Annotated in this window: 19 protein-coding genes; 12 read left to right on the top strand and 7 right to left on the bottom strand. The window is 64.9% G+C overall.

The genetic code is table 11. The features are described from left to right. Nucleotides 1-32 precede the first annotated feature (32 nt). The 6 genes from murF to KQI12_RS02935 form a co-directional block, all read right to left on the bottom strand. Nucleotides 33-1,430, bottom strand: coding sequence for a UDP-N-acetylmuramoyl-tripeptide--D-alanyl-D-alanine ligase (murF, locus tag KQI12_RS02960; protein WP_216570461.1), 1,398 nt, complete (start codon nt 1,428-1,430; stop codon nt 33-35). A 40-nt stretch (nt 1,431-1,470) separates the two neighbouring features. Then, nucleotides 1,471-2,526: a D-alanine--D-alanine ligase gene (locus KQI12_RS02955; protein ID WP_216570459.1), complete on the bottom strand. Its 1,056-nt coding sequence runs from the start codon at nt 2,524-2,526 to the stop codon at nt 1,471-1,473. Nucleotides 2,527-2,652: 126 nt separating this feature from the next. Beyond that, nucleotides 2,653-2,979 (bottom strand): hypothetical protein, encoded by a 327-nt coding sequence (locus KQI12_RS02950; protein ID WP_216570458.1) that lies wholly within the window; start codon nt 2,977-2,979, stop codon nt 2,653-2,655. A gap of 97 nt (nt 2,980-3,076) precedes the next feature. Then, the gene (locus KQI12_RS02945; protein WP_371817938.1) at nt 3,077-3,904 is read right to left on the bottom strand and encodes an N-acetylmuramoyl-L-alanine amidase; all 828 of its coding nucleotides are present in this window, start codon (nt 3,902-3,904) and stop codon (nt 3,077-3,079) included. 99 nt (nt 3,905-4,003) lie between these two features. Next, complete coding sequence (locus KQI12_RS02940) at nt 4,004-5,098, bottom strand: sigma factor-like helix-turn-helix DNA-binding protein (RefSeq protein ID WP_216570456.1); 1,095 nt, start codon at nt 5,096-5,098, stop codon at nt 4,004-4,006. After that, nucleotides 5,058-5,294 (bottom strand): hypothetical protein, encoded by a 237-nt coding sequence (locus KQI12_RS02935; RefSeq protein WP_216570455.1) that lies wholly within the window; start codon nt 5,292-5,294, stop codon nt 5,058-5,060. Before KQI12_RS02935 ends, KQI12_RS02940 begins: the two co-directional genes overlap by 41 nt. 205 nt (nt 5,295-5,499) lie before the next feature. On the opposite strand from KQI12_RS02935, the gene KQI12_RS02930 reads away from it, so the two are divergent. From KQI12_RS02930 to KQI12_RS02900, 7 genes are all read left to right on the top strand, one after another. Beyond that, the gene (locus KQI12_RS02930) at nt 5,500-6,120 is read left to right on the top strand and encodes a LexA family transcriptional regulator (RefSeq protein WP_216570454.1); all 621 of its coding nucleotides are present in this window, start codon (nt 5,500-5,502) and stop codon (nt 6,118-6,120) included. Next, complete coding sequence (locus tag KQI12_RS02925; protein WP_253290781.1) at nt 6,117-6,896, top strand: TraX family protein; 780 nt, start codon at nt 6,117-6,119, stop codon at nt 6,894-6,896. Before KQI12_RS02930 ends, KQI12_RS02925 begins: the two co-directional genes overlap by 4 nt. 220 nt (nt 6,897-7,116) lie before the next feature. Continuing rightward, nucleotides 7,117-7,548, top strand: coding sequence for a cytidine deaminase (locus KQI12_RS02920; protein ID WP_216570453.1), 432 nt, complete (start codon nt 7,117-7,119; stop codon nt 7,546-7,548). A gap of 85 nt (nt 7,549-7,633) precedes the next feature. After that, nucleotides 7,634-8,143 (top strand): ferritin, encoded by a 510-nt coding sequence (locus tag KQI12_RS02915; RefSeq protein WP_216570452.1) that lies wholly within the window; start codon nt 7,634-7,636, stop codon nt 8,141-8,143. Nucleotides 8,144-8,221: 78 nt separating this feature from the next. Continuing rightward, nucleotides 8,222-9,355, top strand: coding sequence for a cysteine desulfurase family protein (locus KQI12_RS02910; RefSeq protein WP_216570451.1), 1,134 nt, complete (start codon nt 8,222-8,224; stop codon nt 9,353-9,355). Nucleotides 9,356-9,448: 93 nt separating this feature from the next. Further along, a complete protein-coding gene (locus tag KQI12_RS02905) occupies nt 9,449-10,819 on the top strand; it encodes an MATE family efflux transporter (RefSeq protein WP_253290780.1) in 1,371 nt (456 codons plus the stop codon). Nucleotides 10,820-10,850: 31 nt separating this feature from the next. Further along, nucleotides 10,851-11,621, top strand: a complete 771-nt coding sequence (locus tag KQI12_RS02900) for an MBL fold metallo-hydrolase (protein ID WP_216570449.1) — start codon at nt 10,851-10,853, stop codon at nt 11,619-11,621. 57 nt (nt 11,622-11,678) lie between these two features. Here the strand turns inward: KQI12_RS02900 and KQI12_RS02895 are convergent, their stop codons facing one another. Then, a complete protein-coding gene (locus KQI12_RS02895; RefSeq protein WP_371817937.1) occupies nt 11,679-11,915 on the bottom strand; it encodes a helix-turn-helix domain-containing protein in 237 nt (78 codons plus the stop codon). 476 nt (nt 11,916-12,391) lie between these two features. On the opposite strand from KQI12_RS02895, the gene hrcA reads away from it, so the two are divergent. The 5 genes from hrcA (at nt 12,392) to KQI12_RS02870 (ending at nt 19,417) form a co-directional block, all read left to right on the top strand. After that, nucleotides 12,392-13,474: a heat-inducible transcriptional repressor HrcA gene (gene hrcA / locus KQI12_RS02890; RefSeq protein WP_253290779.1), complete on the top strand. Its 1,083-nt coding sequence runs from the start codon at nt 12,392-12,394 to the stop codon at nt 13,472-13,474. A gap of 11 nt (nt 13,475-13,485) precedes the next feature. After that, nucleotides 13,486-14,043, top strand: a complete 558-nt coding sequence (gene grpE, locus KQI12_RS02885) for a nucleotide exchange factor GrpE (RefSeq protein ID WP_371817936.1) — start codon at nt 13,486-13,488, stop codon at nt 14,041-14,043. A 45-nt stretch (nt 14,044-14,088) separates the two neighbouring features. Then, nucleotides 14,089-15,966: a molecular chaperone DnaK gene (dnaK, locus tag KQI12_RS02880; protein WP_216570445.1), complete on the top strand. Its 1,878-nt coding sequence runs from the start codon at nt 14,089-14,091 to the stop codon at nt 15,964-15,966. Between the two features lie 66 nt (nt 15,967-16,032). Further along, complete coding sequence (gene dnaJ, locus KQI12_RS02875; RefSeq protein ID WP_216570444.1) at nt 16,033-17,202, top strand: molecular chaperone DnaJ; 1,170 nt, start codon at nt 16,033-16,035, stop codon at nt 17,200-17,202. 55 nt (nt 17,203-17,257) lie between these two features. Next, nucleotides 17,258-19,417, top strand: coding sequence for a phospholipid carrier-dependent glycosyltransferase (locus KQI12_RS02870; RefSeq protein ID WP_216570442.1), 2,160 nt, complete (start codon nt 17,258-17,260; stop codon nt 19,415-19,417). The last annotated feature ends 14 nt before the right edge of the window (nt 19,418-19,431 follow it).

Genomic DNA, 19,431 nt, shown 5'->3' with positions numbered 1-19,431 from the left:
CGGTCCCACTGGGGATCCCGCGGCCTGCGTGTTCATTCTGCCTCTTTGGTGATGCTCTTCAGATATTCCACCAGGTCCTCGAAGGCCATGCCCCGGGACGCCTTCACCAGGATCGTGGTGTCCGGCCGCGTCACCTTGTCCAGCACCGCGTGAGCGCTCTCCTTGTCCGGGCAGTAGTAGACCTCCTCCATGGACGTCTCCTTGGCGGCGTCATAGATGTGCCGGGCCAGCTCGCCCACGGCCACCAGACAGTCGATGCTGCCCACCTTGCCCAGATACTCGCCCACGCCGGCGTGGAGGGCGGGGGCCAGGGGCCCCAGCTCGAACATATCGCCCAGCACGGCCACCTTGTGGGCCGTCTTGGTGTTGGAGAGGACCTCCACCGCCGCCCGCATGGACTGGGGGTTGGCGTTGTAGGTGTCGTTGAGGATCGTGATGCCATCCGTCCGGTGGAGGATGTTCATCCGCATCTTGGTGGGGGCGAAGTGCAGTACGCCGTCCACCACCTCCCGCTCTGAGAGGCCGAAGTGCCGGCCCACGGCCATCGCCATCAGAGTGGGGTAGATCATGTGCTCGCCCAGAGCGGGGATCTCCACGTCGCAGGACAGGCCGGGGCCGTCCACATGGCAGGTCATGCGGCTCTTGCCGTCGCTGACCACGTCCACCGCCCGGTAGTCGCAGCCCTCGCTGGCGCCGCACCACTGGACCTCATAGGGCAGCTTGGGCTGGAGGGAGCGCAGGAGAGGATCGTCGCCGTTCAGGACCACGAAGCAGTCCTCCTTGGCATGGTGGAAGATCTCGCTCTTGGCCTCCAGGATCTTCTCCCGGCTGCCGAAGAACTCGATGTGGGAGTCGCCCACATTGGTGATCAGGGCCACGTCGGGCTCCACGATGTCGGAGAGGTAGTCGATCTCACCGGCGTGGTTCATGCCCAGCTCCAGCACGGCGATCTCATGCTCACGGTCCAGGCGGAGGAGGGTCATGGGGACGCCGATGTCGTTGTTCAGGTTGCCCTCGGTCTTGAGGACCTTGTACTTCTCCCCCAGCACGGCGGCCACCATGTCCTTGGTGGTGGTCTTGCCCACGGAGCCCGTCAGGGCCACGAAGGGGATGTGGAACCGCTTCTTATAGTGCTTGGCCAGATCCCGCAGGGCCCGGCTGGTGTTGGGCACCTTGATATAGAACTTGCCGGGGAGATAGGTCTCCCGCTCCCGCTGGGTGAAGCATCCGGCGGCGCCGCCCTCCAGAGCGGTGTTGATATAGGCGTGTCCGTCGAACCGCTCGCCGGACAGGGGCACGAACAGGGATCCCTCATGGATGGTGCGGCTGTCGGTCTCCACTCTCACGACCGTCCGGTCAAGGTCGTCGTACTGGCCCAGCAACTGGCCGCCCACGGCCTCCATGATCTCGCGTACGGTGATGGCTTCCATCGAATCTCCTCCTGGGACCCCGCGGCCCCCTCATTTCTTTTTATTTCCCCTCACGCCGGTCCGCCAGAGAGGCGTCCACGATCTTCTGGCACAGGGTGTCGTAGTCGATGCCGACGGCGGCGGCCTCCTGAGGCAGGAGGCTGGCGTCCGTCATGCCGGGCAGGGTGTTGACCTCCAGGAACCAGGGGCGGCCCTCGTCATCCACCACGAAGTCGCTCCGGGAGTAGGCGGTCAGGCCCAGCAGCTCATGGATCCGCTTGGCGGCGGAGCGCATCTGGGCCTCTACCGCGCCGTCGATCTTGGCGGGGCAGATCTCCAGAGAGGCGCCCACCACATATTTGTTCTTATAGTCATAGAAGCCGCTCTTGGGCATGACCTCGATGGGAGGCAGGCTCTCCCCCTCCAGCACGGCACAGAAGATGTCCCGGCCCTGGATGTACTGCTCCACCAGCACCTTGGAGCCGAAGCGGCGGCTCTGCTGGAGCGCATGGCCCAGCTCCTCCTTCGTGCGGCAGATGAACACGCCCACGGAGGACCCGCCGTTGGGGATCTTCACCACGCAGGGCAGGGACTGGCACCGCTCGGTCTCCTCGATGGCCTCGTCCGTGAGCCGGACCGTCCGCCACTGGGGGGTCAGGATCCCGTCGGCCTCGGCCAGCCGCTTGGTGTAGTTCTTGTCCATAGCGATGGCGCTGCCCAGATAGTTGGAGCCGGTGAACGGGATGCCGAGCATATCCAGCGCGGCCTGGATGCGGCCGTCCTCCCCGCTCTCGCCGTGGAGGCCGTTGAACACCACGTCCGCCATCTCACAGGCGGCCAAGACGCCCTGACCGAAGAGGCTGCCGCTCTTGAGCTTCCGGGACGCCTTCACCGCCTCCAGATCCGGCTCCTGCTCCTTGATGCTGGGGTCGGGCAGAGGCGGGGGCAGACGGAACAGGTCCGACAGGGGATGCTCATAGTCCTCCAGCCCCAGATACGAGTCTACCATGGCCACCTCATGGCCCTTCCGCAGGAGCGCCTGCGCGATCATGGTACTCGACGCGAAGGACACATTGCGCTCGGGGCTCAGTCCCCCGGCCAACACTACTATCTTCATAGACACACCTCTATCTCACTTCCAGGCCGACTTGCCCTTCCAGTATATGCATACATGGGGTATTATAGCATAGTCCGTCCGGATACTCAATGCACGATCCGCCGTTTTTCCTGGAAAAGGGCATTTTTACGCCTGTTCCGCCTGCTCAGCCAGCCGTCCGGCGATGCCGCGGCATTTCTCCAAAAACGCCTGGAGGGCGGGGTCCCCGGGATCCCCCGCGGCGCGGGCCGTGTCCATCCGTCCCCGGAGCCGCTCCAGCAGCCAGGCGCAGTCCGCCGCTGTGGGCGCCCCAGCCCGGAGCCGTTCCAGCAGGCCCACGGTGATCCGGCCCATCTCGGCGGACCCTACGTCCTCCCCGTAATCCCGGTAGAGGCCCACCAGTCCCTCCAGATAGCGCAGATCTCCCTCGGTCAGCATGACGCACCGCTCCTCTCCCACTCGATAAGCTTCCACAGTGTATCATATCAGACCGCCCTTGGCAAGCGTGGACGGTCCGGAGCCATACAAAAAGGGCGGCACGCCCGTCTCCCGGACCATGCCGCCCCGCCCATCATCTCTTTTTCTCTATATAAGCCGCCATGGCCCGGATGAGGGCGGCCACATTGGCGTCGCTCCAGCCGGAGCCCCGCTTCCAGTAATCCGGGCTGGTGACGACGCCCGCCCGGACCAGCACGTCCACCGCCGCCGGGAGGCCGCTCTGCTCCGGCTGGGCGGCGGCGCTCCCGCACAGGGCCAGGAAGTCCGCCCAGCCCCCGGCGGTGTGCCGGATGGTGTGGGGGCAGTCCTTCCCGTTCCAGTGGAAGTGCTGGACCACGTTCCCGAGGCCGATCCCGTGCTCCTTCCGGAGCAGGCGCACCAGAGCGGCGGCGTTCCGCTTCGCCTGAGCGAAGTCTCCGCCGGCGTCCACGCAGATCTCGATGCCGATGCTCTGGCTGTTGCCCGGACCGTTGGCCCCGTCCCCGGCGTGCCACGCCTTCTCCCCGTCCGGGATGTGCTGGACGACGGCGTGGTCGTCCACGGTGTAGTGCCAGCTCATCCGGGCCTTGATGGCGGCGTCGCTCTTCAGGTAGGCGGCGTGGGCCGCCGCGTCCGCGCCCCGGGCGAAGTTCCCCGTCTCGTGGATCGTGATGTACCGGTCCCCATTGGTCCCGCCCGGCCGGTTCTTCCGCCCCGCCGGGATGAGGCTCCGCTGGATGACGAGGCCCGTGTCCGTCTGCCGGGGCTCCGTCTCCGACACCGGCTCCAGATAGTCCATACACACCCATCCGTCGGAGCATCGCCCCCATCCATCCTTCGTCTCGCCGATCTCCACCGCCGTCCCATACGACAAGGAGAACGCCTTGTCATAGGCCGTTCCAGGCCCATTCCTCACGTTCACACCCACGTTTGGCGCCACACGATACCATTTTTTACGTCCTTCCACTGTAAAGCCTCCTTGGTTGTCAGTCATTTGGGCCATGTCTGCCCAACGATCATCCTATGTATCCCCCGCGCGTTTCTTCCCACTCCCCTCTCCCTCCGCGGTCCCCATCTCCGTCTGGCGCCCGGCGGCCCGTTTCGCCCTCATCTGGGCCTGATAGACGTTCCGCACGTCCATGCCCAGATCCCGGGCGATGTCCTTCGGCCTCTGCCCCTCCTGCCGTCTGACCCACACCTCCCGCTGGAGGGCGGTCATGCCGTCCCAGCGGCGGCTCCCGGCGGTCAGGTGGTAGATGACGCTGAGGCTCACCTTGTACTTGTCCGCCAGCTCCTTGCAGCTCACCCGCCAGTCCAGGGCCTCCCGGCGGATCCTCCGGTCCCGGATGGCCCGGATCTCCGGCCCGCTCAGGTACTTGGTCAGCGTTTTCAGCCGCCGCTCCCCCCGCTTGAGGGTCAGGTGGGCCGTGGACCGGCAGACGCCCAGCCGGTCCGCCGTCTGCTGGCTGTTCTTCCCCTCCAGGGCCAGCTGGAGGACCTGCCGCTGGCGGTCCGTCAGCAGGGCGGTCTCGGCCACCACCCGGCGCAGATCCATGGACCCGTCCGGCCGGGTGCAGGTCCGCACCAGCTCCCGGCCCTCGGCGTAGCGTTTCAATTTCTCCACGGCCCGGAACAGGGTCTTGTGGACCGTGGAGGCGTCCACCGCCAGAAGGTCCGCCACGGCCTTCTGGGAGAAGCCCCGCTTGTAGACCAGCTCGAACACCTGCCGCTGACGGATGGTCATCTGGGTGGTCCCGTCGTCCAGGACGGCCTTCATCCACTCCCGCTGGACCCGGCGGTCATGCTCGAAGGACTCCAGCCGGTCCCAGCTCATCTTCTCCATCCACTGCCAGCTCTGGCCGTCCAGACTGATCCACCGGGTCCTTCGATGCCTCCGGTGGTTTCTGGGCCGCATCTGCCGGACGGCGGCCTGGGTGTCCCGGAGCATCTCTTTCACCAGCTCCAGGTCGTACTGGAGTTGGAAGCTCCCCGGATCCCGCTCCAAACGGGCCTCCAGCGCCGCCTCCTTCTCCTTCAGCTTCTGGATCGTCTCCCGGTGCTCTTGGACCAGGAGGTCAGAGGGTATAGCGTTTGTCCCGCCAGTAGCCTTCATCATAGTAGTGCCGCGTGACACCCGCCACCTCCCGTGCCTCCCGGAGCATCTGGTCCACCAGTCTCCTGTCGTGTTCGATCCGTCTGCGCCGGTGCGGGTCCCGTTCCTGCTCCGCCTCTGCCGTCAGGGCCCGCAGGCAGGCTTTCAGCCGCACCGCCTCTTCCAAATACCGCTGGGACAGCTCCAATAGGGTCGCCATCGTTCCACCTCTCTCTTCCAAGTATCTTATCAAGATACTTTTCAGGTACAGCAGCTCCATCCGGAGCCGTCTTTCCCGCTCGTTAGTATCTTATCAGGATACTCCGTACTATATCAGCTCAGAAGTATCCTGTCAAGATATTTTTCTTGCTTTTTCTCTTGGCCAGTGTTATATTTGAGATACTTTCAGATGATGAGGTGATCGTATGACCATCGGACAGCGCATCAAGTCGCTCCGCAGGGCCGCCGGGATGACCCAGGAGGAGCTGGGGGCCAAGCTCGGCCTCAAGAAGGCCGCTATCCATAAGTACGAGACCGGGCTGGTGGACCTGAGATCCTCCACACTGGAGAAGCTGGCCGCCGCGCTGGATACCACGCCCGCCTATCTGCTGGGGCTGGAGGACCCGCCGCTCCCCGCCGGAGCGGTCCCTTATCAGCCCACCCAGCGGATCCCGATCCTGGGTCGGATCTCCGCCGGGCTCCCGATCTACGCGGAGCAGAACATCGAAGGCTACACCTTCACAGACCTGAACGGCGGGGCGGAGTACTTCGCCCTGCGGGTCTCCGGAAACAGCATGAACGCCATCGGCATCAACGACGGCTATCTGATCGTGGTCCGCCGTCAGGACGAGGTGGAGAACGGCGAGGTGGCCGTGGTCATGGTAGGCGACGAGGACGCCACCGTCAAGCGCTTCTACGCCACCGAGTCCACCGTCACCCTCATGCCCCAGTCCACCGACCCCAGCTTCCAGCCCCAGATCTACGACCTGCGGCGGACCAAGATCAAGGTGCTGGGGAAGGTAGTCAAGGTGGAGTTCCTGCTATGACGCCTATGAGACACGACACGCTCCCGGTCCGGTCGGAGGACGTCCCCGCCGGAGGGATCAGCTCCTTCGGGCTCCATCTCTTGGCCATGGGCGCCATGCTCTGCGACCACCTCTGGGCCACTGTCCTGCCCCAGTACGGCGTGCTGGACTGGATCGGGCGGCTGGCCTTCCCGATCTTCGCCTTCCTGGCCGCCGAGGGCGCTGTCCATACCCACAGCATGAGGCGGTATCTGCGGCGGCTCCTGATCTTCGCTCTGATCTCCGAGGTCCCCTTCGACCTGATGAGCTCCGGCGTCCCCTTCTGGCCCTTCCATCAGAACGTGCTTTGGACCTTCCTGCTGGCTCTTCTGTCCATCTGCGCCATCCGGCGGATCCAGTCCCTGGGCAGGCCATGGCTCACGGGGCTGTCCGGCTGTGCCGTCGCCTTCGTCGGCTATGAGGTCGGATCTCTGACCATGTGCGACTATTTTGGCCCCGGCATCCTGACCGTGCTGATCTTCTGGTTCTTCCGGGGGCGGAGCCGGCCCTGCCGTCTGGGACAGCTCCTGGGGCTGATCGTGGTGAACGGCTGGCTGTTGGGCGGCATGACCGTGCCTGTGGCCCTCGGCGGCCTCTCCTTCGAGTTCCCCCAGCAGGCCACAGCGGTGCTGGCCCTCCTGCCCATCTGGTGCTATCAGGGCCGGCAGGGACCTCATGGTCCCGCCGTCCAGTACGTCTGCTACGCCTTCTATCCCGTCCATCTGCTGGTGCTGGCATGTTTGGCTCTGTGCAGATGAGGCGCCGTCCGGGCATCCTCGCCGAACGTGACGGCCCCGTGCCGGTCTCAACGATCCGGCCCGCTCACGCGGATCTTCGCTCGGACCGGGAGTCCGGTATCCTGCTCCATATGCGCCCCCATCGGGGCTTGCGGCGCTGTTTCGTCCGTGATATAATAGGTGTCCCTCTTCTGTCCCATCAGAGGCGGGCTTCGATATCGACCGAAAGGAGCTTTCTTCCATGGATAAAAAGGAACTGGTCCGCCTGGCACTGGAGGCCCAGGAGCACAGCTATGTGCCCTACTCCCACTTCCGGGTGGGCGCCGCCCTCCTCACGGAGTCCGGCAAGGTCTATCAGGGCTGCAACATCGAGAACGCCTCCTACGGCGCTACCAACTGTGCTGAGCGCACCGCCGCCTTCCGCGCCGTCTTTGACGGGGAGACGCGCTTTGCCGCTCTGGCTGTGGCCGGCTTTCCCAAGGACTGCCCCGTGGAGGACCGGGGCTACGCCTACCCCTGCGGCATCTGCCGGCAGGTCCTGCGGGAATTCGCCCTGCCCGGCATGAAGATCTACATCGCCCGCACTGAGGACGACTTCATCGAGACCACGCTGGAGGAGCTCCTCCCCCTGTCCTTCGGACCTGAGGACCTGTCCATGCACGACAAGGGCTGACCGCCCCTCTGCCCCTCCCCCTCACGCATGCTCCCGAATGGGATATCCAAATAACGATAGGATGACAAAGAAAGGAAGCGCCGTCATGAACGAGAACGTCGCCAAGCTCATCAACACCCAGATCAACAAGGAGTTCTACTCCGCCTACCTCTATCTGGACTTCGCCAACTACTACGCCTCCGCCGGTCTGGACGGCTTCGAGAACTGGTATAAGGTGCAGGCTCAGGAGGAGCGGGACCACGCCATGCTGTTCTATCAGTACCTCCAGAACAACGGCGAGGCCGTCACCCTCACCGCCATCGACGCCCCCGAGTGGACCCGCGGCGACAACATGGCTCCCCTCAAGAAGGCCCTGGAGCACGAGAAGTACGTCACCTCCCTCATCGATGAGATCTACGGCGCCGCCTACGCGGTCAAGGACTTCCGCACCATGCAGCTGCTGGACTGGTTCGTCAAGGAGCAGGGCGAGGAGGAGAAGAACGCCAGCGACCTCATCACCAAGATGGAGCTCTTCGGCACCGACGCCAAGGGCCTGTATATGCTCAACAGCGAGCTCAAGGCCCGCGTCTACACCGCCCCCTCCCTGGTCCTGTGAGGACCGGACGGGACACCATCGCGCACGACTATTTTGGATCCTGAACGCTGAAGAGGATCAAAGGGAGATCGACCGTCTATGTTCGCCTATCTGGATCACGCCGCTACTACCGCCGTCTGCCCGGAGGCCGCTCAGGCCGCGCTGGAGGAGATGACCGCCGGCTTCGGCAACCCCTCCGCCCGCTGTGCCTTCGGTCAGGAGGCCGCCAAGCGGCTGGAGGCCCGCCGGGCCGTGCTCGCCCAAGCTCTTGGTTGTTCGCCGGAGGAGGTGACCTTCCTCTCCTGCGGCACCGAGGGCGACAACTGGGCCATCCAGGCCGCCGTGGAGCTGGGCCGCCGCCGGGGGAAGCACATCATCACCACCGCCATCGAGCACTCCGCTGTTTTGGAGCCGCTGAAGGCGCTGGAGGGCAAGGGCTATTCCATCACCCGCCTCAAGCCGGACAAGAGCGGCCATGTCTCCCCGGACGACCTGCGGGCCGCTCTCCGGGACGATACGGTGCTGGTGTCCATGATGCTGGTGAACAATGAGCTTGGCACCATCCAGCCCGTAGCCGAGTGCGTCCGGATCGCGAAGGCCTTCTCCCCGGAGATCCTCTTCCACACCGACGCGGTACAGGGCTTCCTGAAGGTCCCCTTCACCGTGGATGAGCTGGGCGTGGACCTGCTGACCATCAGCGGCCACAAGATCCGGGCCCCCAAGGGCATCGGCGTCCAGTACATCCGGAAGGGGCTCAAGCTCCCGCCCCTCATCCGGGGCGGAGGGCAGGAGAAAGGGCTCCGCTCCGGCACGGAGGCCACCCATCAGATCGCGGCTCTGGCCGCCGCCTGCCAGCTCTGGCTGGACCACGGGGACGAGTACCGGGCCCATATGGCGGAGCTGAAGGCCTACGCGCTGGACCAGCTCCGCTCCAAGGTGGACGGCCTGGAGGTGGTCAGCGCCGGGGATGCCCCCCACATCTGCGCCGTCTCCCTCCCCGGCTATCCCAGCGAGATGCTGGTCCGGGCCCTCAGCGACCAGGGCATCTGCGTGTCCTCCGGCTCCGCCTGCCACAAGGGCAAGCCCAGCCATGTGTTCGCCGCCCTGGGCCTGCCCAAGCGGACCCTCATGGGGGTCCTGCGGGTGTCCTTCGGCCCCGGCTCCACCAAGGAGGAGGTGGACGCTCTGGCCGATGCCCTGGCCGCCATCCGGAACGACCGGGTGGGGGCCTGATCTCAGGGAGTCCATCTCCCACCTATCATAAAAGTAAGGAAAAAGGACCGGCGGCTCCGCTTTGCCGCCGGTGATGTGTGTATGTTCTCTTATATGAAACGGGGGCGGGATTTTTATCAGCATCTGCTCTTTCTGGCCCTCCCCATCCTGTTCCAGAACCTGATCACCACTTCCCTTGGCATGATCGACACCTTCATGGTGGGCAGTCTGGGAGAAGCTCCGCTGGCCGCCGTGTCTCAGGCCAACATCCTTGTGTTCATCATCCAGCTGGTGATCTTCGGTCTCCAGAGCGGCTCCTCCGTACTGATCAGCCAGTACTGGGGCCGGGGCGACACCGACTCCATCAACCGGGTCATGGGCATCGGCTTCCTGCTGGCCGGAGGGCTGTCCGCCCTCTTCGCCGCCGCCCTCTTCTTTTTCCCCTATCCGATCATCGGACTGCTGACCGACAATCAGGAGCTGATCCCTCTGGCCGCTGGATATGCCCGGATCGTGGGGCCCTCCTATCTCTTCAACAGCCTCACCGGCGTCTATACCGGAGCCTACCGGAGCATGGAGGACCCAAAGCTGGGGCTGGGCATCTACGCCGCCTCCATGTGTACCAACACCTTTCTCAACTGGGTGCTGATCTTCGGCCATCTGGGCGCTCCCGCGCTGGGCGTCCAGGGCGCCGCCGCCGCTACGCTCACCGCCCGGATCCTGGAATTCGTCATCATGGTGACCCATGCGGCCTTCCACAAGCGTTTTCGGCTGAAGCCCGCCCTCCTGTTCCAGCCGGACCGGGAGATGGCCGCCCGCTTCTTCCGCTACGCCACCCCTGTGGTCATCAATGAGGCCATGTGGGGCCTGGGCACCTCCATGTATAAGGTGATCCTGGGCCATATGGCGGACAGCACCCACATCCTGGCCGCCCGCGCCATCGCCGGCAACATCGAGGATATCTGCATCGTGGCTGTGATGGCCATCGCCAACACCTCCGCCATCATCATCGGGCGGGAGATCGGCGCGGGGCGGAAATCCTCCGTCTTCGGCGTGGCCGCCGCTCTGGACACCCTGTCCTTCCTCTGCGGCGGTGTGATCGGCGTCCTGCTGGTGCTCTCCGCCCACACCTGGCTCCCGGCGGTGGTCTATCCCCTCTTCCATTTGACGGAAGCCTCCGCCTCCATCGCCACTCTGATCCTCACCTTTGCGGGCTGTCTGATGCCGTTCCGCTCGTTCGACACCACCAACACCGTGGGCGTCCTCCGGGGCGGCGGCGACATCCGGATGGCCGCCATCATCGACGTGTCCGCCATGTGGCTGGTCTCCATCCCGCTGGCCGCTTTCTTCGCTCTGGTCCTCCGGCTGGACGTGACCTGGGTCTACATCGCCGTGACGATCGAGCAGTTCGTCAAGTCTACCCTGGGCATCCTGCGCTTCCGCTCCGGAGCCTGGATCCACGACATCACCCGGGCCGGCGCGTGAGGCTCCGGCCCCATCTGGAAAGGGGGAGCCTATGCTCCGCGTCCGCGTCCTCATCGAGAACTTCAGCCTCAGCCATCTGGCCCCCGAGCACGGCCTGTCCCTCCATCTGGACTATGAGGGGCACCGCTATCTGCTGGACGCCGGGACCTCCGGGCTCCTGGTCCAAAATGCCGACCGGATGGACCTCGATCTGGCGCTGGTGGAGCGGGCCGCCCTTTCCCATGGCCATGACGACCACGCCGGAGGCCTCCCCGCCTTCTTCGCCCGGAACGGCCACGCACCGGTGCTGGCCCGTCCCGGCGCCCGGGACGAGTACCGGAGGGACACCGCCGACGCCGCCAAGCGTCCTGCCGGAGTGGACCCGGACCTCTTCCAGACCTGGGCCCGCCGCTTCGATCTGGCAGACGGCCCCCGCCTGCTGGCCCCCGGTCTCCATCTGGTCCCCGACGCCGTCGACCACGAGCAGTCCCTGGCCGCTGAGACGGAGCGGGGTCTGGTGGTCATGAATTCCTGCTGTCACGCGGGGCCGGACTGGATCGTGGCCGATCTGCTCCGGCGCTTCCCCGGACGGCGGGTCCATGCTCTCGTGGGCGGGTTCCATCTGGTGGGGAAGCACGGCATGGGCTCTCTGGGCGTCCCGCCGGAGGCCGTCACCGCTCTGGCTCATCGCCTCACCGAGGAGCTGGGGGTGGAGCGGATCTACACCGGCCACTGCACCGGGCTCCCTGCCCTGGCCCTCCTCCAGCAGGCCGTCCCCGGACGCTTCTTCCCCCTCCGCACCGGGGACGAGCTGATCTTCTGACCCCGATCGGCAGCGCCTCCCGCTCCGTGTATCATCACGGGAGCGGGAGGCGCTGTTTCATTTTTCTCCGGATGGGGCACGGCTCCCCGGAGGATATGGCGTCCGTACGTCGGTCAGCTCCAGCAGGTAGTCTGTGGAGGTCCGATAGAACGCCGCCAGCCGGATCAGGATGTCCACCGGAAGCTGCCGCTGTCCCGTCTCATATTGCGAATAGGTATTCTGGCGGATGTTCAGATGCTCTGCGATGCAGCGCTGGGTATGATCTCCATCCTCCCGCAGATCGCGCAGCCGCACGAAGATCACCTCCTTCCACCTTATCATGAAAAATCTCGGATCGAGATATCTACTTTTATCTCATTTCGAGATAAACTGACCATATCAGACAAAAGAGAGGGGGCGTGATACATGACGCTCATCCTGCCTTTGGTCGTGGCATTGGTCGCCTGGTGCTTCCCGTCCAAGATCCAAGTCGTGCTTCTCGTGGTCAATTCCGAGCTCCAGGGCCGCCCACTCCGGAGACAAGCCTCACTCCTGGGTGAAAAACCGGACCATCGGATGAGGCCTGACCGATCAGGCCCTGTCTTTTTTAGCACACCCCTCTCCCGACTGCCCGCCGCAGAGACGCCGAGACGCTCTGCGGCGGGCAGTTTGCTGTCCATATTTTCGTGCTTTTTCGTTCACATTTAATTTACATCCCCCCTATTGACATTCGCGGGGAAGGGTGGTACATTATCTTTAGCACTCAGAGATGATGAGTGCTAAACCGTTCAATGAAGGAAGTGACGCGTGTGGATCTGACCGAGCGCAAAAAGAAGATCCTCCGTGCCATCATCGAGAGCTATATCTCTACGGCGGAGCCGGTGGGCTCCAAGGCCGTGGCCAACTCTCTGGACCGCTCGGTGTCCTCGGCCACCATCCGCAACGAGATGGCCGATCTGGAGTCCATGGGGCTCCTGGAGAAGCCCCACACCTCCGCGGGACGCATCCCGTCCCCCCAGGGCTACCGCTTCTACGTCAATGAGCTGATGGAAGAGCACAAGCTCTCCATCCAGGAGACCGAGCGCATCAACCGCGCCCTCCAGCTCAAGATGCGGGAGCTGGACCGGGTGGTGGCGGAGGCGGGCCGGGTCATCTCCCAGCTCACCAATTATCCGGCCTTCGCCCTGTCCTCCGGCATGGAGCGGGTGACGATCCGGCGGTTCGATCTGCTGATGGTGGAGCGCAACGCCTTCATCATCGTGGTCATGACGGACAACAACCTCGTCCGAAACAAGCTGGTGCAGCTCCCCACCGATCTGACTCAGGCACAGCTCCAGATGCTCAACACTCTGCTCAACACCACCTTCACCGATCTGGCGCTGGATGAGATCACGCCGGAGCTCATGCGGGTGGCCCAGCACGCCGCCGGCGAGGCCTACGGGCTGATCAGCCTGGTGGTGTCCTTCGCCATGGAGGTGCTGGAGAGCCTGGAGCACCGCAGAGTCCACACCGCCGGCCTGTCCCACCTGCTGGAGCTGCCGGAGTATCAGGACCTGGAGCGGGCCCAGCCTCTGATGAGCTACCTCTCCGAGGAACAGGAGGCCGCCCGGATGCCCGTCCCCAAGGACGATCACCGGATGCGGATCCTCATCGGGCCGGAGAACGTGGACGCCGCCCTGAAGGACAGCAGCGTCGTCATGGCCAGCTATGACATCGGCGACGGGATGCGGGGCGTCATCGGTGTGGTCGGTCCCACCCGGATGGACTACGCCAAGCTCACCGCCCGCCTGTCCTATTTCGCGGCCGGGCTGGACCGGATGTTCGGCCGGAACGGCGGGCTCCCCGCCTCCCCTACAACGAATGAAGAACATTAGGAGGGATCCTCTTGAGCATGAAAGAGAACGAACAGGCCGCCCAGCAGGCGGCTGAGACTGCGGCCGAGGCCCAGGAGCCCGCGGTGGAGGACACCGCCGCCCCCGAGTCCGACGGCCCCGATCCCCTGCTGACGGAGCTGGAGGCTCTGAAGGACTCTCTGGCCCAAAAGGAGGACCAGTACCTCCGTCTGGCCGCCGAGTACGACAACTACCGCCGGCGCACCCAGAAGGAGAAGGCCGACGCCTACACCAGCGCCAAGTCCGACGCAGTGTTGGCCTTCCTCCCTGTCTATGACAATCTGGAGCGGGCCCTCAAGCAGGAGACCGCCGACGCGGCTTACAAAAAAGGCGTGGAGATGACCATGACCGGCCTGAAGGACATCCTGTCCAAGCTGGGCGTGGAGGAGATCCCCGCGCTGGGACAGACCTTCGACCCCAACCTCCACAACGCCGTGATGCACGTGGAGGACGACAGCGTGGGCGAGAACACCGTGGTAGAGGTGTTCCAGACCGGCTTCCAGTCCGGTGACAAGGTCATCCGCTTCGCCATGGTCAAAGTGGCGAACTGAATCCGTTGAAACAAACATCGTTTCGATATAATTGGAGGAATTCATATGTCTAAGATCATTGGTATCGACCTCGGTACGACGAACTCTTGTGTGGCGGTCATGGAGGGCGGCGAAGCCGTCGTCATCCCCAACGCGGAAGGCAACCGCACCACCCCCTCTGTCGTGGCCTTCTCCAAGGACGGCGAGCGCATGGTGGGCCAGGTGGCCAAGCGTCAGGCCATCACCAACCCCGACCGGACCATCAGCTCCATCAAGCGTGAGATGGGCACCGACCACAAGGTCACCGTGGACGGCAAGTCCTACACTCCCCAGGAGATCAGCGCCATGATCCTCCAGAAGCTGAAGGCGGACGCCGAGGCCTATCTGGGCGAGAGCGTGTCCGAGGCCGTCATCACCGTCCCCGCCTACTTCACCGATGCTCAGCGTCAGGCCACCAAGGATGCCGGCAAGATCGCCGGTCTGGACGTGAAGCGTATCATCAACGAGCCCACCGCCGCCGCTCTAGCCTACGGTGTGGATAAGGAAGAGTCCCAGAAGGTCATGGTCTACGATCTGGGCGGCGGCACCTTCGATGTGTCCATCCTGGACATCGACGACGGCGTCATCGAGGTGCTGGCCACCGCCGGCAACAACCGTCTGGGCGGTGACGACTTCGACAAGTGCGTCATGGACTGGATGGCCGCCGAGTTCAAGAAGGACTCCGGCATCGACCTGTCCGGCGACAAGGTCGCCATGCAGCGCCTGAAGGAGGCCGCTGAGAAGGCCAAGATCGAGCTGTCCGGCGTGACCTCCACCAACATCAACCTGCCCTATATCACCGCCGACGCCACCGGCCCCAAGCATCTGGACCTGACCCTGACCCGGGCCAAGTTCGACCAGCTGACCGCCCATCTGGTGGAGGCCACCAGCGGCCCCGTGAAGCAGGCCATGAGCGATGCCGGCCTCTCCGGCAACGACATCCACAAGGTCCTGATGGTGGGCGGCTCCAGCCGTATCCCCGCCGTGCAAGACATGGTCAAGAAGCTCACCGGCAAGGAAGGCTTCAAGGGCATCAACCCCGATGAGTGCGTGGCCATGGGCGCGGCCCTCCAGGGCGGCGTGTTCACCGGCGACGTGAAGGGCCTGCTCCTGCTGGACGTGACCCCCCTGTCTCTGGGTCTGGAGACCATGGGCGGCGTCATGACCAAGCTGATCGACCGCAACACCACCATCCCCGTGAAGAAGAGCCAGGTCTTCACCACCGCCGCCGACAACCAGACCTCTGTGGAGATCCACGTCCTGCAGGGCGAGCGTGAGATGGCGCAGTACAACAAGACTCTGGGCCGCTTCAACCTGGACGGCATCGCTCCGGCCCGCCGCGGCGTGCCTCAGATCGAGGTCACCTTCGATATCGACGCCAACGGCATCGTGAACGTCTCCGCCAAGGACCTGGGCACCGGCAAGGAGCAGCACATCACCATCACCTCCTCCACCAATATGTCCAAGGAGGACATCGACAAGGCCGTCAAGGAGGCCGAGCAGTTCGCCGCCGAGGACGCCAAGCGCAAGGAAGAGGTGGACGTCCGCAATCAGGGCGATCAGGTGGTCTACCAGACCGAGAAGGCCCTGGACGAGATGAAGGACAAGATCGACGCCAACGACAAGGCCGCTGTCGAGGCCGCCGTCAGCAAGCTGAAGGAAGCGCTGAAGGGCAATGACGTGGAGGCCATCAAGGCCGCCACCGAGGAGGCCAGCAAGGCCTTCTACCCCGTGGCCGAGAAGATGTACGCCCAGTCCGCTCCTCAGGGCGGCGCGCAGGCCGGCCCCGACATGGGCGGCGCGGGCTTCGGCGGTCAGCAGGCCGGCGGCGCGTCCGGCGCGGGCTCCGACCCCAACGTGGTGGACGCCGACTACACGGTCGTGGACGACGACAACAAGCAGTGATCTGAAACGAGACGGCGGGGCGGGGCTTCTTGCCCCGCCGTTTCCCATGTAAAGAGGTGACCACCAATGCCGGAACAAAAACGAGATTATTATGAGGTCCTGGGCGTCAGCAAGGGCGCCTCGGACGATGAGTTGAAAAAGGCCTACCGCAAGCTGGCCAAGAAATACCACCCCGACCTGAACCCCGGCGACAAGGAGGCCGAGGCCAAGTTCAAGGAGGTCAACGAGGCCTACGAGGTCCTCTCCGACAAGGAGAAGCGGGCCCGGTACGACCAGTTCGGCCATGCGGGCGTGGACCCCAACTATAACCCGGGCGGCGGATACGGCGGCTTCAGCGGCGCCGACTTCGGCGATATCGACCTGGGCGACATCTTCGGCTCCTTCTTTGGAGGCGGCTTCAGCGGCTTCGGGGGCGGCGGCGGGAGCCGCCGGGCCGGCCCCATGAAGGGCGACACCCTGCGGGCCGCCATCACCATCTCCTTCGAGGAGGCCGCCTTCGGCTGTGAGAAGCAGATCGAGCTGACCCGGAGCGAAGCGTGCGACGACTGCAAGGGCACCGGCTGTGCCCCCGGCACCACCGCCGAGATCTGCCCCGACTGCCACGGCTCCGGCACGATCCGCATCCAGCGGGGCGGCGGCGCCTTCTCCTTCGCCACCACCACCTCCTGCCCCAAGTGCCACGGCACCGGCAAGATCATCCACAGCCCCTGCTCCACCTGCCACGGCGAGGGCGCGGTGCGCAAGACCCGGAAGATCACCGCCAAGATCCCCGCCGGCATCGACAACGGGCAGGCCATCTCCCTGCGCGGCCAGGGCGGCGCGGGCAAGAACGGCGGCCCCGCCGGCGACCTGATCATCAGCGTCTCCGTGCGGCCCCATGCCCGCTTCAAGCGGGACGGCATGAACGTCTATCTGGAGCAGAAGGTCTCCTTCCTCCAGGCCACGCTGGGCGCGGAGCTGGAGATCCCCACGATCGACGGCAACGTCAAGTGGACCCTCCCCGAGGGCACCCAGCCCGGCGCCACCTTCCGCCTGAAGGGCAAGGGCATCCCCTCCGTCAGCGGACGGGGACGGGGCGACCAATATGTCACCGTGTCGGTAGATGTGCCCCGGGGCCTGGACCGGGAGCAGAAGGAGGCCCTGCGGGCCTTCGGACGCGCCATGGGCGAGCTCCCCGCCGAGGGCGAGGAGGAAGGTCTCAAAGGATTCTTTGACAAAATGAAGAAGAAGAAATAAAATAGAGGGTGGACATCCCGTCCACCCTCTATTTTTTGTTCTCAGGAGGTATCCTATGGATCTCTTGTTCCAGACCGTCCGGCCCACGCTGCTCTTCCCAGTGGCGCTGCTCACGGCGCTCCTCGTGTTCTTCTTCTCCTACTGGCGGGCCCTCCGGTCCCCCGCCTCCGTCCATGAGAGCATCCTCCGGGGGCGCGAAGGCACAGGCTCCCTCCCGCCGTCTCCTCCCCTGTCCTTCGCCGGGAAGTGCTTCCCTATGGAGCGGTCAGATGTCCTGCCCGTCCTGCTGGTGACGGCGCTGTATGCCTTCACCGCCTTTTTCCGGCTGGGCTCCTTCACGGACCCCCAGTCCTTCCAGAGCTTCTCCGGCACCGGCGACACGGTGGAGGCCTCCTTCTCCCAGCCCGTGGTGATCGGCCGCCTCATGTACTACACCGGTCTGGGCACCGGGGACTATAACGTGGAGGTCTCCCCCGACGGCCAGCGCTGGTCCACCCTCTGGACCCGGGAGGACGAGTCCGGGAACACGATCTGCTACTGGGCCGACGCGGAGGGCTACGACCCCAGCTATGCCATGCCCCAGCACTACGCCGACCTGTTCAAGTGGCTGGAGATCCAGCCGGAGAACCCGGTGGAGGTCCGGTATCTCCGGATCACGTCCAAGACCGCCAAGGACCCCTTCGAGCTGGGAGAGCTGGCCCTGTACGACGCGGACGGGGTCCAGGTCGTCCCGGACGATCCCGGCACTGCTGCCGCCCTCTTCGACGAGTCCGACACCGTGCCGGACCGGCCCGACTGGACCAACTCCACCTATTTCGATGAGATCTACCACGCCCGGACGGCCTATGAGCACATCCGGGACGTGTATCCCTATGAGATCTCCCACCCGCCGCTGGGCAAGCTGATCCTGGGGATCGGCATCCGTCTCTTCGGCATGGTGCCCTTCGGCTGGCGCTTCATGGGGACCCTGTTCGGCGTGATCTCCCTGCCCCTGCTCTATGTGTTCCTGAAAAACCTGTTCGGCCGGACCGCCGCGGCGGTCTGCGGCACCACCCTCTTCGCCTTCGACTTCATGCACCTGACCCAGACCCGGATCGCCACCATCGACACCTATGCGGTGTTCTTCATCCTGGCCATGTACTACTTCCTGTACCGGTATCTGGTCCTTCCCGCCGGGACGCCCTTCCGGAAGGGCGCGCCCTGGCTGTTCCTGTCCGGCCTGTTCTGGGGCATCGGCGCGGCCAGCAAATGGACCGTGATCTACGGCGGACTGGGCCTGGCGGCCCTCTACTTCATCGGCCTGTACCAGAAGCTCCGGGACTGGCCCCGGGACAAGGACGGCGCCCGGACGGCCCTGGGCCCCTGGCTGGCGGCCACGCTGGCCTTCTCGGTGCTGTGCTTCGTGGTGATGCCCGCCTGCATCTACACCCTGTCCTACTGGCCTTACGCCGCCGCGGCCGGGGACGGCTCCCTCTCCAACACCATCGCGGAGATGTGGCGGAACCAGCAGTATATGCTCTCCTACCACGAGGGCGTCCACGACAGCCACCCCTACTCCTCCCGCTGGTTCCAGTGGGTGACGGACGCCCGGCCCATCCTGTACTATCTGGACAGCACCTCGGTGCCCGGCTCCAAGTCGGCCTTCGCCGCCTTCTCTGACCCCGTGGTGTGCTGGGGCGGACTGCTGGCCCTGCTGAGCTGTGCCGCCCAGGCCTTCCGGCGTCCCCGGTCCAAGTTCCTGTTCTTCCTCCTCTCCGCCGGGGCCATGGCCGCCGCGCTGGTGGAGGTGGACCAGATCTTCGACCCGGCGCTGGAGCCGGCGGTCCTGGCCCGGAACGGGGCCCTGCTGGTGCTGGGCCTGGGCCTCTATCTGGCCCTCGGCCTCTTCCTCTCCCGGACCGTCCCCAGGGCTGACGGGCGGGCCCTGTTCCTGCTGGTGGGCTATCTCTCCCAGTTCGGGCCCTGGCTCCTGATCGGGCGGACCACCTTCGAGTACCACTACTTCCCCTCCATCCTCTTCCTGTGCATCGCCCTGGCCTATGTGTGCGATCAGCTCCTGGAGATGGGCCTGCCCTGGATGCGGCGGGGCGTCTGCGCCATGACGGCGGGGGCCGTGGTGCTGTATGCCGCCTTCTATCCCGTCCTCATCGGCCTGATGGTCCCCCGCTGGTACACCACCTGGTCCCTCCAGTGGTTCCCCTCCTGGCCCTTCTGACAGAAAAGGAGCGT

Origin of the sequence: Pseudoflavonifractor sp. MSJ-37 (assembly GCF_018917965.1) — a bacterium.
In the GTDB taxonomy this organism is placed as follows: domain Bacteria; phylum Bacillota; class Clostridia; order Oscillospirales; family Oscillospiraceae; genus Pseudoflavonifractor_A.
The sequence above is the reverse complement of the archived record's forward strand: the minus strand, read 5'-3'. Positions and strand labels throughout refer to the sequence as shown.